This is a genomic window from Streptococcus oralis SK304, from assembly GCF_000287715.1.
GTDB classification, from domain to species: Bacteria; Bacillota; Bacilli; order Lactobacillales; family Streptococcaceae; genus Streptococcus; species Streptococcus oralis_Y.
The window spans coordinates 64,313-78,111 of the sequence record NZ_ALJN01000009.1 but is presented as its reverse complement, the minus strand read 5'-3'; the positions used below and the strand labels follow the sequence as shown (position 1 = coordinate 78,111).

13 protein-coding genes are annotated in these 13,799 nt (G+C 42.0%); 2 read left to right on the top strand and 11 right to left on the bottom strand.

Annotated elements, in window-relative coordinates; all coding sequences use genetic code 11:
* Positions 1 to 6: 6 nt before the first annotated feature.
* From HMPREF1125_RS05715 to HMPREF1125_RS05675, 9 genes are all read right to left on the bottom strand, one after another.
* On the bottom strand, positions 7 to 1,041 hold the full coding sequence (locus HMPREF1125_RS05715; protein ID WP_000769386.1) for a sensor histidine kinase: 1,035 nt from the start codon (positions 1,039 to 1,041) through the stop codon (positions 7 to 9).
* A complete protein-coding gene (locus HMPREF1125_RS05710; RefSeq protein WP_000751231.1) occupies positions 1,038 to 1,736 on the bottom strand; it encodes a response regulator transcription factor in 699 nt (232 codons plus the stop codon). Before HMPREF1125_RS05710 ends, HMPREF1125_RS05715 begins: the two co-directional genes overlap by 4 nt.
* An 80-nt stretch (positions 1,737 to 1,816) precedes the next feature.
* Entirely contained in the window at positions 1,817 to 4,351 is a 2,535-nt protein-coding gene (locus HMPREF1125_RS05705; protein ID WP_000671345.1) for an SSURE domain-containing protein, read from the bottom strand.
* A 154-nt stretch (positions 4,352 to 4,505) separates the two neighbouring features.
* Positions 4,506 to 5,171 (bottom strand): potassium channel family protein, encoded by a 666-nt coding sequence (locus HMPREF1125_RS05700; RefSeq protein WP_001283891.1) that lies wholly within the window; start codon positions 5,169 to 5,171, stop codon positions 4,506 to 4,508.
* Positions 5,172 to 5,184: 13 nt separating this feature from the next.
* Positions 5,185 to 6,564, bottom strand: a complete 1,380-nt coding sequence (locus HMPREF1125_RS05695) for a TrkH family potassium uptake protein (protein WP_000231440.1) — start codon at positions 6,562 to 6,564, stop codon at positions 5,185 to 5,187.
* Positions 6,565 to 6,597: 33 nt separating this feature from the next.
* The gene (locus HMPREF1125_RS05690) at positions 6,598 to 7,362 is read right to left on the bottom strand and encodes a nucleoside phosphorylase (protein ID WP_000615029.1); all 765 of its coding nucleotides are present in this window, start codon (positions 7,360 to 7,362) and stop codon (positions 6,598 to 6,600) included.
* A 284-nt stretch (positions 7,363 to 7,646) separates the two neighbouring features.
* Positions 7,647 to 8,270: a TetR/AcrR family transcriptional regulator gene (locus HMPREF1125_RS05685; RefSeq protein WP_000361925.1), complete on the bottom strand. Its 624-nt coding sequence runs from the start codon at positions 8,268 to 8,270 to the stop codon at positions 7,647 to 7,649.
* 39 nt (positions 8,271 to 8,309) lie between these two features.
* Positions 8,310 to 9,392, bottom strand: a complete 1,083-nt coding sequence (locus HMPREF1125_RS05680) for an ABC transporter permease (RefSeq protein WP_001259058.1) — start codon at positions 9,390 to 9,392, stop codon at positions 8,310 to 8,312.
* Between the two features lies 1 nt (position 9,393).
* A complete protein-coding gene (locus tag HMPREF1125_RS05675) occupies positions 9,394 to 10,110 on the bottom strand; it encodes an ABC transporter ATP-binding protein (RefSeq protein WP_000854377.1) in 717 nt (238 codons plus the stop codon).
* A gap of 420 nt (positions 10,111 to 10,530) precedes the next feature.
* On the opposite strand from HMPREF1125_RS05675, the gene HMPREF1125_RS05670 reads away from it, so the two are divergent.
* Positions 10,531 to 10,971 (top strand): hypothetical protein, encoded by a 441-nt coding sequence (locus HMPREF1125_RS05670; RefSeq protein WP_000264628.1) that lies wholly within the window; start codon positions 10,531 to 10,533, stop codon positions 10,969 to 10,971.
* Positions 10,972 to 11,218: 247 nt separating this feature from the next.
* Here the strand turns inward: HMPREF1125_RS05670 and HMPREF1125_RS05665 are convergent, their stop codons facing one another.
* Positions 11,219 to 12,454, bottom strand: coding sequence for a carbohydrate-binding domain-containing protein (locus tag HMPREF1125_RS05665; protein WP_000837411.1), 1,236 nt, complete (start codon positions 12,452 to 12,454; stop codon positions 11,219 to 11,221).
* A 284-nt stretch (positions 12,455 to 12,738) separates the two neighbouring features.
* Entirely contained in the window at positions 12,739 to 13,302 is a 564-nt protein-coding gene (locus tag HMPREF1125_RS05660; RefSeq protein WP_000622680.1) for a sugar O-acetyltransferase, read from the bottom strand.
* Between the two features lie 177 nt (positions 13,303 to 13,479).
* On the opposite strand from HMPREF1125_RS05660, the gene HMPREF1125_RS05655 reads away from it, so the two are divergent.
* Positions 13,480 to 13,788: a rhodanese-like domain-containing protein gene (locus HMPREF1125_RS05655; RefSeq protein WP_000468874.1), complete on the top strand. Its 309-nt coding sequence runs from the start codon at positions 13,480 to 13,482 to the stop codon at positions 13,786 to 13,788.
* Positions 13,789 to 13,799 lie beyond the last annotated feature (11 nt).

The following is a 13,799-nucleotide window of genomic DNA, read 5'->3' as shown; positions in this document are numbered from 1 at the left end:
ACGGCTTTATTTCAAATTGAGGCTGAATGTAAACTTGCTTCCTAAGCCATATTGACTTTCTGCTGTGATTTCGCCACCAAGCTGATGGGCTAGTTCTCGTGCAATCGCAAGACCTAAGCCATGTCCACCTGTCTTCATATTGCGCGAAGTTTCTACACGATAAAGTCGTTTAAAGATCTTTTCCAAATTCTCAGGGAGGATCCCCTGGCCCTCGTCTTTCACACTGATTGTCAGCTCTTGTTCTGTTAATTGGGCAAGAACTTCGATTCTGGTTCCTGGTTCTGAATATTTAAAGGCATTGTTTAACAAATTGACCAGAATGCGAGAAAGTTTGTCAGAATGGCTCTTGATTTTCGCTGACTCAGGTGATACTTGAATGTAAACATCCCGCTCCTCTTGTTCAATCTGGAGTTGAAATTCACTCATTGACTCAATCAGCAACTGATCTAAAAAGACCTCTTCGACTTCTTCAGTAGCAGCATCTTGAGGTTGTGTATTGAGAGTCAAAACATCCAATTCCTCTACTAGCTTGTTTAGACGCTCAGTTTGCCGACCAATCGTGGCTAAGTAGTGGAGCCGCTCCTCTTCCTTAATCACTCCATCTAAAATTCCCTCCACAGTAACTTGAATGGAGGTAATGGGAGTTTTAATATCGTGAGAGAGCTGCGCAATCATCATTCTCTTTTCTTGCTCGCTCTCATCAAGTGATTGAAAGGTGGCTTGCAAATTGTGGGACATATCATTAAAAGCCTGGCCCAGCTCTTGAAATTCTAACGGGCCTTTGGTTTCGATTTCTGTGCTGAAATCCTTGCTTGCTATATCCTGAGCTTGTTTTTTCAAATGTTTCAGAGAAGAGAACACAGGCGACAAAAGAAAGATGCTCACTGCAGCGCCAATGAAACTAGCAATCAAGGTCATTCCAACTAGAAAGTAAACTTCACTTTTCTCAATCAACATTCGTTGGACTGCCCAAAAAACGACCAAAATCGTTAGTAGAGTCGACACTAGATACCCCACTAGAATATAGTTTTTTAATTTCATTTTCTACCTCTTGGTTTTTCCATCTTATAGCCCAAACCCCAGACAGTTTTGATAGCAGGAGCATTTGAATTTGTATACTTAGTCAACTCTTGCCTCAAAGCATGGATATGAACATTGAGTGTATTGGTATCATCCACATAGTCCTCTTGCCATACCTTCTCGTAAAGTTCCGTCTTTGAAAAGACTCTCTCAGGATTGCTGGCTAATACCCATAGAAGTTCAAAGGATTTTACTGTCAATTCCAAAGGTTGATCCCCAATGCGAACCTCATGAGTCACATGGTTGATTACCAAGTCACCAAACTCGATCTGTTCTGTCTCTCTTCCACGGCTAAGGCGACGCAAGATATTATTTACTCTTAAAACCAATTCGCGTGGGCTAAAGGGTTTGACTATAAAATCATCTGCCCCCAAACTTAATCCATAAATCTTATCCTGCTCGCTTGTCTTAGCAGTTGTAAAGAGGAAGGGTTGATCCGGAGCGATATACTGAACTTCACTGATAAAATCATAACCGTCCATATTGGGCATCATGATATCTGTGATGATGAGGTCGATAGATTTTTTTCTGAAAAGTTCTAATCCCTCCTTGCCATCATGGGCGACTAAAACATCGTATCCTGCCTGTAAAAGATAGCGATTTTGAATATCTAGAATATCTATCTCATCATCAACCAGCAAAATTGTCTTTTTCATCTGACACTCCTTCGATAAAAACAGTGTTATACTTGCTTTAGTATAACACTATTTTCTCTAATGTTTAAATGATTTGAATCTTAATCTTCTCGTTTGGTTGTCAAACCCAAAAGTCCAACAAGACCTGCCAAGGCTAGACCAAAGATACCAAGGCCAGCTGTAGCCGTTTTAGCTTCCCCAGTATTTGGTAACATCGCTTTATCATCTTTTTTCATCATATTAGCCATTGGGCTAGAAGCTGGTTGATCTACTTTCATATCTGACATATGGTGATTTGTACCCATCATACCCTCAGTCGTACCTGTAGAGCCTGTTTCAGAAGGCTTCGTATTCATCTGACCTTGTTGAGATGGTGTTGACGCCATTTCTTTTCCACGAAGCTGAATCGTTACTTGACGAGTTGCGATAAGATTGGTCAAATCAGGTTTACCATCTTTAGAACCATACACTTTGACAGTAGCTTGGTAAGTGTGAGTGCCATTGGCACGAAGTTGGTCTAGAAGGGCTTGTCCTTCTTTGCCTGTCGTGTTGCCATTCAAATCCACTTCGTAGAAATATTGGCCTTTAGCCAAGCCTTCAAGTGGCAATAGCGCTGGGTTCTTCGCTGTTCCATTGTCAGACCATGGGGCTTTGTCGGAAGCTTTTAACAAGAGGCGAGTCAACATACCATCTCCACCAAAAGCTTCGTATGGAATAACTTGGTTGACACCGGCCAAGAAAGGTCCAGGAACCTTAGCCTTATCAAGGTAGCTAGCTGGAACATCAATCATGTCTTTGATATTGTTAACAACAGACTTTTTAACCTGATTTGGTGTGGTCAAGCCATTCAAATTAACAGTCAAATCTTTAGTCGCTACCAGATTAGTTAAGTCAGGCTTGCCATCTTTCGCACCGTACACCTTGATGGTAGCTTTATAGCTTTGCGTACCATTTTGTTTCAAGAGGTCAAGCAACTCTTTATCAGATTTTCCTTGAGTACCTGCTAAATCCACTTCATAGAAGTAGAGGCCTTTTCCCAATTTCTCTACTGGCAATAGCGCAGGGTTTTTAGCCGAACCGTTATCTGACCATGGGGCTTTGTCTGATGCCTTCAAAATCAGGCGAGTCAACATACCATCTCCACCAAAAGCTTCGTATGGAATGACTTGGTTGACACCAGCTGTAAACGGACCTGGGAAATTGGCTTTGTCAAGGTAGCTAGCTGGAACGTCTACTGTGTCTTTGGTGTTGTCAGCCACACCTTTTTGCACTTCAGTTGGAGTGGTCAAGCCATTCAAATTAACAGTCAAATCTTTAGTCGCTACCAGATTAGTTAAGTCAGGCTTGCCATCTTTCGCACCGTACACCTTAATAGTAGCTTTATAGCTTTGTGTACCATTTTGTTTCAAGAGGTCAAGCAGCTCTTTATCTGATTTTCCTTGGGTGCCTGCCAAGTCTACTTCGTAGAAGTAAAGGCCTTTGCCCAATTTCTCTACTGGTGGGAGAGCTGGATTTTTAGCTGTTCCATTGTCTGACCATGGAGCCTTATCAGATGCTTTCAAGATAAGGCGAGTCAACATGCCGTCACCAGCGAAGAATTCATATGGAATAACTTGGTTGACACCGGCTGTAAATGGACCTGGGAAGTTGGCCTTGTCTAGATAAGTGGCTGGGACATCTACTGTATCTTTGGTATTGTCAGCCACACCTTTTTGCACTTCAGCTGGACTGGTCAAGCCATTCAAGTTGACATCCAAATCTTTAGTCGCTACCAGATTAGTTAAGTCAGGCTTGCCATCTTTCGCACCGTACACCTTGATGGTTGCCTTATAACTTTGAGTTCCATTTTGTTTCAAGAGGTCAAGCAACTCTTTATCTGATTTTCCTTGGGTGCCTGCCAAGTCTACTTCGTAGAAGTAAAGACCTTTGCCCAATTTCTCTACTGGTGGGAGAGCTGGATTTTTAGCTGAGCCGTTGTCTGACCATGGGGCTTTATCTGAGGCTTTTAACAAGAGGCGAGTCAACATACCATCTCCACCAAAAGCTTCGTATGGAATGACTTGGTTGACACCAGCTGTAAATGGACCTGGGAAATTAGCTCTATCCAAGTAAGAAGCTGGGACATCTACTGTATCTTTGGTGTTGTCGGCCACACCTTTTTGCACTTCAGCTGGGGTGGTCGCTGCTTGCGCTTCACTGGCTTCACGGTCTTGTCCAGAAACTGTAGACTCAGGACTTTCCACAGGTTTAACTGCATCTTCTGTTTGTTTCTTAGAGTCAGGTTGTGCTTGCACTTCTTCTTTTGGTGCTACTACCGGCTCTTTAGCAGTTGCGTCCGCTTTTTCTGAAGAGCTTGTCGTATCCACACTTGCTTTAGGTGTTGGAATAGACCGTTCTGAAGGAAGAGCTACATCGACTGCTTTTTTGAGAACCTCTGCTGGTAAGTCGCTCTTTTCACTCACCGAAGTTGCGTCTGGCACGACTTGGGCAGGAGTCGGATTGACGACATCAGCACGCGCAGAACTTGGTTGACCAACTAGGACAAAGAAGCCACTGGCTACAACAACTGAAGCAACACCGACACTGAGACGGCGAATAGACCAACGAGTATATCTCTGATTTGGATTGAATTTCATAGGATTCTCCTTAGAGCTTTTTATTTGATGGCTCTAGTATAATCTCCTAAAATTAAAAAGGATTAAGAAAAAGTTAAAATTTTTCTTAAATCCCTCTTATAAAATACTTATATTGATTCATTAATCATTGAGGAAGAAAACAACCCTTCCTCTCCTACTCACTAAGCTCTGTTAGAGTATCCAAATGTTGGTTATTAATCACCGCCATGATATAGGCGCCTGACCGTAAAAGGTCATCGGGACCGAATTGAACATCTAGAGGAGAATTTTCATAGTCACGAAATCCAAGTACATTGAGATTGTATCGCCCACGTAAATCTAGCTGGCTAAGGCTTTTCCCCCCCCAAGATTGGGGGATTCTCATCTCGACAATTGAAACATTCTTGTCCAACTGAAAGACATCTACGCTGTTATGAAAGAGAATTCTCTGCGCTAACGAACGTCCCATTTCAAATTCCGGTGAGATGACCGAGTCCGCACCAATTTTCTCCAGTACCTTTTTGGCCATGTGACTTTTTACCTTGGCAATGACGGTCGGCACCCCTAGACTTTTACAGTGCATGACTGCAAGAACACTGGATTCTAGATTTTCCCCCGTTGCGACAACCACGGTATCGCAGGTGTCAATTCCAGCTGATAGAAGGAGTTCTTCATCCGTGATATCTCCAACAACCCCACGCGCCAGCACGGGTTCAAATTGATTAATGCGCTCCTCGTGGTCATCAATAGCAATGATATTCATATGATGCTTGGCAAGAGCAGCCAAAACACTACTCCCAAAAATTCCCAAACCTAAAATTCCAATTGTCCGATCTGACATCGTTTTTCCTTTCTTATCCGATAGTGATATCTGCTTTCATATAGTGAATCAAATCTTTCTTGTCTGGCTTATATTCTGCTAAGCTGACCAGTAGTGTCAAGGGGCCAATACGGCCAATAAACATCAGCAACATAACGATACTAAGGGCTAACTTACCTAACTCTGGTGTTAAATTTGCCGTTACCCCAACAGTAGCAAGTGCTGAAATGGTCTCAAACATGAGATAGATAAAGCGCGGATTTCCTTCTGCTGTTATCCCTAGTAAAATCAAGCCCAGTAAGAAAGTCAGCAAGAAGATAATAAAGACACTGAAAGATTTTTGTACGGTTCGAGGTTCAATGGTCCTCCGAGCTACATTGGCATGAGGCAAGCCCAATAATTCACTGCGAGCAAAGACCAACAAGACAAAGAAGGTCGTAATCTTGAGTCCCCCTGCTGTCCCTCCAGGTGCCCCGCCCAGAAACATCTGCAAAATGTAGATCAGTAAGGTAACTGGTCGAGCCTGGGTGTAGTCAATAGAGGCAAAGCCTGCTGTCCTCATACTGACAGTCTGGAAGAAACTAACCAATAGTTTCTCTGGGACGCTGAGATTCCCAATCGTCCCTGGATTGTTCCACTCGATTAAGAGAGTCGATACTGTTCCAAAGAGCAAAATTCCCGCCGTTAAAAAGAGAACCAACTTGGTATGGAAACGCAGGCGGCGTTTTTTCTTTTTCCCAAACTGGATCGCTAGGTCAAACCAGACCATAAATCCTAGGCCACCCGTTATAATCAATCCTGCAATCACTAGATTGATCAAAGGGTCCGTCTGAAAGACCGCTAAACTCGTACTTCCAAAATTATCAAATCCAGCATTGCAGAAAGCTGAAATAGCCAAAAAGATAGAGGTTAGAATCCCTCGCCCCCATCCAAATTCAGGAATGAAGCGGAAACTCAGGAGAAAGGCACCGAGCCCTTCTACCAGAAAAGTCGTCAAAAAGATCGAGCGGATGAAGTCCCTTAAGGACTGGGTTTCCCCATAACTAAAACTTTCTTGAATAGTCTCACGGCTACGAAGACTGAGCTTTTGTTTCCCTTGGATATAAAAGATTCCAATAAAGGTCATAAGCCCCAATCCACCGATCTGGATCAACAGCATGCAAATCAACTGGCCCCAGATATTGTAAGTAGAGGCCACCGGCTGGGTGAAGAGCCCTGTCACACAGACCATGGACACAGTCGTAAAGAGATGGTCAAAGTAGGTCGCTTGTGACGTTGCTGCTTGAACCAAGGGTAGGCTTAAAAGGAGAGAACCCAAGAAGATTACTAGGGCAAAACTTAAAAAGATGCGACGAGCTGGTGATAATCGAACTAGCGTCGTCTTTATTTTTTCAAAAAATGATTTGAATACCATAGCTACATTGTACCATAAAAATAGTAAGAGCACTCACATGTGGTGCATAATAGCAAGACAGAGTTCGAGGGCCTTATCAAAAGCTTCTACGCCCCAGTCACGACTGTCGTAGTTATCTAGATCCGCCAGGGAATCTGCGGTAAAGAGCAGTTCTCCCCAGACAACCCTACGTAACTGAGCTACTGCCGCAAGAGCAGAGCACTCCATCTCCACAACAGCACAGCCTTCTTCCTTACGATAGGCAACCTTTTCAGCTGTCTCTCGGTAAAAACCATCTGTCGTCCAAGTCATAACCTCCTCGTAAGGAATGCCTCTTTGTTCCAAGACTTGCTCAATGGCAGAGATAGCCTCAATCTGCATCTCCATATAACGAGAAGGTGCTACATAGTGGTAGCTGGTCCCCTCATCTCGCAGAGCGCGAATAGGGATGAGAAAGGCATTTTCCTCTATATCGGCTAGGACGCCACAGGTTCCAGTGGATATGATTTGCTCCACACCATAGCCAATCAACCAATCCATAAACTGGGCCGCTGGGGCAGACCCCACGGGCGCCTGGGCCAGACAAATCTTCTCACCCTTGTAGTTGATGACGTACACTGGATAAGTTTTAGTGGCAGAAACGAACTCACCAACACAGTCCGCTCCTGCTTCCTGAGCGTAGCGGTCAATCTCTTCCTCCAAAAATGCATAGATGCATTTCTTTGGCAACTTTAAGTCTAAACCCTCGTGATTGGACATAAGGACCGCTTGGGGATTGTCGTCAAACTCTAAAATGGGAATCGCATGCTTCTGAATCATCGCCCACCTCCTCTAATTTTGTACTATTGTATCAAAAGCTGACGAAGTGTCAAGGAGTTGTCTTTAGCAAGCCAGAAAACTCCTCTTCCATACATTTAAGAAATCGTTGCTCTGCTGGAGTGGTCGGTTTCTGTTTTAGTAAAGTGATTGAGGACTATCACCAAAATAGCAAATTCAATAATAAAAAAGCACGAATCTGCATCAGACAATATATACCCTTTTATATTATCTTGTGCAAGAAGCCAAACCAATAGAATCTAGCCTCCATTTTGTCTAGGCCTACTCTATTTCCACAAAGCACCTAAAATCTGTTTTTCTAATAAGTCTAAGTCTTCTTCTTTTATTTCTCCATTGTCGCTAACGATATAAAGCTGAGCGAAGTAAGCCAACAATGGGCCAACACAAATACGAACCATTTGAGGAATCGTTAACTCTGGATTTACACGTGGATCTGCTATCAATTCCTTACGGAGTACTCGAAGTTTATCTTGAATAGCATTCCAGATAAAAATCTGTTCATTTTTTAGTTTTTTATTTGAAAAACTCTCCTGCAGAATGATTTTCATCAAAGCACGATTTTTTTTGAGATAGCTCATACGATCGTGGACGAGATAACGAACCCTCTCTTCTGTCGTTTCAAAAGCTAAGAGTTCCTCAAAAAAACTACCGAAAATTCCTGGGACTACAGGATGTAAAATAGCCGTCAGTAAATCATCCTTCGTCTTAAAATACTTAAACAAAGTTGCCTGGCTTAGTCCAGCACGCTCAGCTATGTGAAGAGTTGAGGTCCCATGGTAACTCCTAGTTGATATGAGATCCACTGCTGCCTGCATGATTTTTTTCTTTCCTTGAGGGTAATTCGCTTCTTCTAAGTAATCTTCAAACGATTCAAAAACAGTCTTATCCATCTAATCTTCACACCTTTTTAGCATTATTTATGTTGATTTCTAAACTTTACGATAACGACGCAATCCAACAATATTGAGAATTGTTAAAATGATCAAGAAAATCATTAAAACACCAAGATTTGGCAAAATATCACCAAGATTGTGTCCGTAAAGAATAATCTGGCTTATTGCATCACCAGAATAGGTTAATGGCAAAAATTTCCCCACAGTTGGAGCCCATTCTCCCATGGATGACAATGGAATAATCCCTGAGAAAAAGAGTTGAGGCATAATCACGAGAGGAATAAATTGCATCATTTGGAATTCTGATTTTGCTAGAGTAGACAAGAGAATTCCAAAAGCTAGTGCTACAAGAGCCAGTACCACATTAACTATTATAACATTTAAAATATTTCCTACAACTTCTACATCTAGTAGCCAAATTGCTGCTAAGACGACAACTGCCGTTTGAAAAATCGCAATAATACCGTAAGACAACATATAGCCATAGACAATTTCAGAACGTTTCACTGGGGTTGCTAACAAGCGATCCAAGGTTCCACTTGTGCGCTCTTTCAAAAGTGCCATACCAGAAATCAAAAAGACAAAGAAGAAAACTACAAAACCTATCAAAACCGGAATCATACTGGTAAAGAAGCTTGTATTTTCATCTCCATACTGATAAGACTCCTTGATTTCTGGTGTTTTTGCGTCCGAGTCCAATTGTGGAAGAGCTTGTTTAACACGAGATAGTAACTGATCGGTGCCTTCACTGGCGATACTCTTTCGTAACACTTGTCGTATCATAGATGTTTTGGAGGCGTCTGTGTTGGCGTAGTCGACCTGGTACTCATCGTTTTTATAAGAAATCACAGCATCGACTTTTTCATTTGCTAGTGCTTCTTTGGCTTGTTCTAAGTCTTGATAAGTCTCGACGTCCACATGACCGAGCTCATCCATTTTCGTTACCAAACCAGTTGGTAGATCCTGTGTTGCTAACTTGACATTCACGGTTGTACTAGCTGAAAACATGAGGTTCATCAGCCACATAATAAATACCGGCGCTACAAACATCATAGCCAAGGTTCGTTTGTCACGAAGCAATTCTTTGATAACTTTTTTAGCAATAGCAATGGTTCTCATCTTACTCTCCTTCTGCTTTCAAAAATACTTCTTCAATACTTGAAACTTGATAACTATCTTTTAAGTGTTGCGGTGTATCAAAAGCAATGATTTTTCCGCCTAATAATAAGCCGACCTTATCCGTCAACTCTGCTTCATCCATAACATGGGTAGTAACTAATATCCCAACCCCATTGTCTCTAAGCGCGAATAATTCTTTCCAGATTTTCTTTCGAAGAGAAGGGTCGATTCCAACTGTCGGTTCGTCCAAAATCAAGAGTTGAGGATTTCCTAAAAGCGCGATAGCCAGCGACAAACGCCGTTTCATTCCTCCAGAATAACCAGATACCGCCTTGTTTAAGTAGTCTGTCAGATCTACTACTTGAACTATATAAGCAATTTCCGCCTTCAGGTCTTTTTTAGAAAGCCCCTTTAGCTGACCAAAAAATTCCAGATTTTCTTGGCCTGACAAGGTCTCGTATAAAGCATCTGATTGGGCCATATAGCCAATATCTCCTAAAATATAGCGATTGGGCATAGTGTGATTTAACACTAAAGCTACGCCTCCATCAGCCTTTTCCATTCCTAACGTAGTCTTAATCATAGTTGATTTACCAGCACCAGACGGACCAATTAAGCCTATAATTTCTCCTGGCTGCAATTCAAAGCTGACATGATTCAGAACTATTTGATGGTCAAAAGATTTTACTAAATCTTGTAAATGTAGTAATGTTTTCATATGCTTCCTCCTAGGTGAGTGCTTACTCACTTACTGAATATAGACCTATTATAGTGAGTGTTTACTCACTTGTCAAGAAAAAAGTTGAAATTCTTTAAAAAATAAAGCACCAGATTCGTATCTGATGTTTATAATGCACATGTCTTATTTCTAAAAATGTTTTTGAACTTCCTCTCTATACTCCGAAATGGTCTTTTCTGTCCACTTTTTAAAGGCCTATTTTTCCTCTACTTTTCTCGGCTAATCCAACCATCGTCATTGCTATCGCAACTCTAATGACCTTGGTAATGGGAATTCATTTTACTCATTTTTATATGAAACAGACTAAGAAATTTTCAAGACCTAATTGAAACCAAATTAGCCCTCGGAAGTCAAAAAATCCTCGAACTCTACGCTGACCGTCTAGCAGAATCAGATCAAATGTGGCATGACATTTCTAAGAATTCGGTCAAGGGTCGTAACCTACAAGCCGCTTACGTAGATGTGGACGTCGATGGATTGACTTTGGGAGACTTCTTCGCCTTCAACCAAGGACTAAATAAAATGGGCGACGAAGCGCTCCCTTCTAAAGTTCACCCTGAACATTTTGTTTTTGCTGGGGTGCACGGTGGACAGGAAGTGATGAAGTTGATTGGAGAGTACGGACAACCAACTTATCAAAAAATCTTTATCAGTCTAGATGCTGAAAAACCAGTCATTCCTGATGCTGATACAAAAATTTCTATGGCAGGTGATACTGCTACTCTCATGCCCGATCCAAGCCTTGATATCAAGATGTATGGTATGCATCAGTTCAAGATGAAAAAAGGTGGACTCCGCATCAAATTAGGCGTCTTTTCCCCAGAAGCAACCTCAAGCTAGATGGAGTTCGGTCACCAGGAACACCTAGCAGTTGAATTTTTCAATTCCCTCACAATCGCCTATCAAAACAAAACATTTAGGGGAAAACTACTCAATACTCTCTTAAAATTCAAGAAATTTAAGTAAACACAAATGAGTGACTTAACAATTTATCCTTGAAAGCTACAACTATAAAACCACTCGTAACATATCAATCTATCACCCATATAAAAAGATAGCCATTCTAATTGAATGCTATCTTTTTTGTTTATCCTTGTCCGCCAGAGGCTGGACCGCCCCCTTGAGGAACTCCATTCGGTCCACCGCCTCCAGGCATAGAATTGACGATTTCCGTTTGTTTTTCACCGTTGAGATAGATATCTCCACCTGTGTAGATCGCTGTTCCATCAAAGTCAAAACCTGTTTGGCCAATCATTTTAATGGTTCCACCTGTAACCGTGATATCCCCGTTTGAGTCGATTGGGTCTGTATCCCCTTGACCAACTTCTACTGTCAGGTTACCACCGTTCATAGTGAAGAAAATTTCACTCTGTTGGGCATTTTTGTTGGCTGCATTGACTCCATCATCTGTCGCATAGACATTGATATCGCCGTCGTTTATGGTGATGGATTTTCCTTCTATCCCTTCTGTTGAATTCTTGACGGTATAGGTACCGCTATCAATCACTAGGTTACCAGAAGCGTGAATTCCATCATCTCCTGCTGTGACTGTTATGGTATTGTTAGCCAAATACATATTGCCGACAGTCATATCGTCATCATTGTCGACCTTGACCCCATCCTCTTTGGCATCAATGGTCATGGTCGTACCAGTGATATTGAGTTCATCATTGACATTAAAGGCATCGCCAACTGCTGTGATGTTATAGGTTCCACCCGTAATGTGAAGAGTGTCGTTAGCCTTGATACCATTGTTCTTCTTGCCATCTACATTGAGGGTTCCTTTCCCGTTGATGGTCAAATCCACCTTAGAAAAGAGAGCTGCATCTGCTTTTTCGTCGCTGTTAGAGCTTGAGTCAGAGAGACTGTTGGTGGTTCCCTCTGCTAGAGTCAGGTAGACGTGGCCAGCTGATGTCGCAGATATCGCTGCATTGGTATTGGTCATGGCCGCACCTTTTAGGACTAGATGAACATCTGCAGACTTATCTGCCTCGACCTTGATCTGCACTCCGTCAGACTGACCTGAAATTACATAGGTTCCAGATTTTGTGATGGTCACTGTTGATTCAGAAACTGTCACCCCATCTCCAGAGACGTTTGCTGATGAGCCAGATAACTCAATCTTAGAAGCTGTGCTTTCATCATAAGAAGTATCATTATCCTTATCTGTAAAATAAGAAGATTGGTTTGTTTTAGTTGAAGTTGTTGTGGCACTATTTGTCGTTTCATTGGTATTGGATGAAGTTATTGACTGGGAACATGCTGCCATCAACACCATTGCCGTTAAACTCGTTGCGAGTAGGGGCCATTTTTTTGATTTCATACCTTTTTCCTCTCCTTCGTATGATATAGCTAGACAGTCTACTGAAGATTCCTGAAACGAAACTAAAACTTTTCTAAAAGTTTCCTTAAATTCAGTTTGGATTAGATTTCGCCTAGTAATTTTTTAGAAAGGGCTGCTAAAACAATTTTTGAACTCTAGACTACCTTTAATAGATTTTTAAAAGCAACATCCCTCAGTGCGATGTTTCCTTGACCAAGAAAGCAAAAAAGAAGAAAAATTTATAAGATTAGAGTTCATAAAAAGAACAGCCCAGGCTGTTCTTTTTAGTTTTCTTTTACTGGTATTTCCTTAATAACACGCGCAGGATTCCCACCTAGGACAACATTGTCTCCAAAGGACTTGGTAATCACGGCCCCTGCTCCTGCAACGACATTATTTCCCAGTGTCACCCCGGGAAGGACAATGACGCCACCTCCAGCCCAGAAATTATCTCCGATGGTGATGGGCTTGCCGTATTCGACCCCTGAATTGCGTTCATACGGATCCAGTGGATGGAGTGGGGTTAAAAACTGACAGTTGGGACCAATCATGGCGTTGTTCCCGATACGAATCGGACAAACATCCAGCATGGTCAAGTTCCAATTAGAATAAAAATTTTCCCCTAGATGGATATTGACTCCATAATCGACCACCAGATGTGGATTGACATAGAGATTTTGCCCAGTTGAGCCAAACCAAGTCTTGATAATATCCGCTCCCTTCAAGGGATCTTCTTCTCGGTTAAAGGCAGCCTGTTTTTGGCGAGAAACCTGAGCCAAGGCCCGTAACTCGGAATCAAACGGATGATAGGGTTCTCCTGCTATCATTTTCTGGTATTCACTGATCATAGTATCACCTCATACTTACTTTGGAGCCCATCATATCAAAAAGCCTTTGAAAGGTCAAGAATAGCCTGCTTTCTAAACTCTCAAAACCAAGCCCTCTCCCAAGTCAAAACAACTTGCTTGACAAAAGCTTGACTTCATGGTTTAATATACCCCATAAGGGTATATTTGGAGGTGCCTATGTTTCACTTATTATTTACAAAAATTGACAGTATTTCTACCAGCGAGTTAGAAGCTAAACTCAGAGAACCGATTCAGCTACTGGATGTTCGGACGCCTACGGAATTCCATAGAGGTCATATCAAAAATGCCAAGAATGTCCCTCTATCCGAAATCGGATCTTATGCACCAACGACAAAAGAAACACTCTATGTCATTTGTCATTCTGGTGTGCGAAGCAAACTAGCTGCGAAGAAGCTAAAGAAAAAAGGCTACAATGTCATCAATGTCCGAGGCGGTATGAGCGCTTGGACAGGTAAGGTCATCTAAAAGCATAAAGG

Excerpts from the sequence above, each read along its gene's own strand:
- HMPREF1125_RS05715 (WP_000769386.1), bottom strand. The coding sequence starts at position 1,041 with ATGAAATTAAAAAACTATATTCTAGTGGGGTATCTAGTGTCGACTCTA.
- HMPREF1125_RS05710 (WP_000751231.1), bottom strand. The coding sequence starts at position 1,736 with ATGAAAAAGACAATTTTGCTGGTTGATGATGAGATAGATATTCTAGAT.
- HMPREF1125_RS05705 (WP_000671345.1), bottom strand. The coding sequence starts at position 4,351 with ATGAAATTCAATCCAAATCAGAGATATACTCGTTGGTCTATTCGCCGT.
- HMPREF1125_RS05700 (WP_001283891.1), bottom strand. The coding sequence starts at position 5,171 with ATGTCAGATCGGACAATTGGAATTTTAGGTTTGGGAATTTTTGGGAGT.
- HMPREF1125_RS05695 (WP_000231440.1), bottom strand. The coding sequence starts at position 6,564 with ATGGTATTCAAATCATTTTTTGAAAAAATAAAGACGACGCTAGTTCGA.
- HMPREF1125_RS05690 (WP_000615029.1), bottom strand. The coding sequence starts at position 7,362 with ATGATTCAGAAGCATGCGATTCCCATTTTAGAGTTTGACGACAATCCC.
- HMPREF1125_RS05685 (WP_000361925.1), bottom strand. The coding sequence starts at position 8,270 with ATGGATAAGACTGTTTTTGAATCGTTTGAAGATTACTTAGAAGAAGCG.
- HMPREF1125_RS05680 (WP_001259058.1), bottom strand. The coding sequence starts at position 9,392 with ATGAGAACCATTGCTATTGCTAAAAAAGTTATCAAAGAATTGCTTCGT.
- HMPREF1125_RS05675 (WP_000854377.1), bottom strand. The coding sequence starts at position 10,110 with ATGAAAACATTACTACATTTACAAGATTTAGTAAAATCTTTTGACCAT.
- HMPREF1125_RS05670 (WP_000264628.1), top strand. The coding sequence starts at position 10,531 with ATGTGGCATGACATTTCTAAGAATTCGGTCAAGGGTCGTAACCTACAA.
- HMPREF1125_RS05665 (WP_000837411.1), bottom strand. The coding sequence starts at position 12,454 with ATGAAATCAAAAAAATGGCCCCTACTCGCAACGAGTTTAACGGCAATG.
- HMPREF1125_RS05660 (WP_000622680.1), bottom strand. The coding sequence starts at position 13,302 with ATGATCAGTGAATACCAGAAAATGATAGCAGGAGAACCCTATCATCCG.
- HMPREF1125_RS05655 (WP_000468874.1), top strand. The coding sequence starts at position 13,480 with ATGTTTCACTTATTATTTACAAAAATTGACAGTATTTCTACCAGCGAG.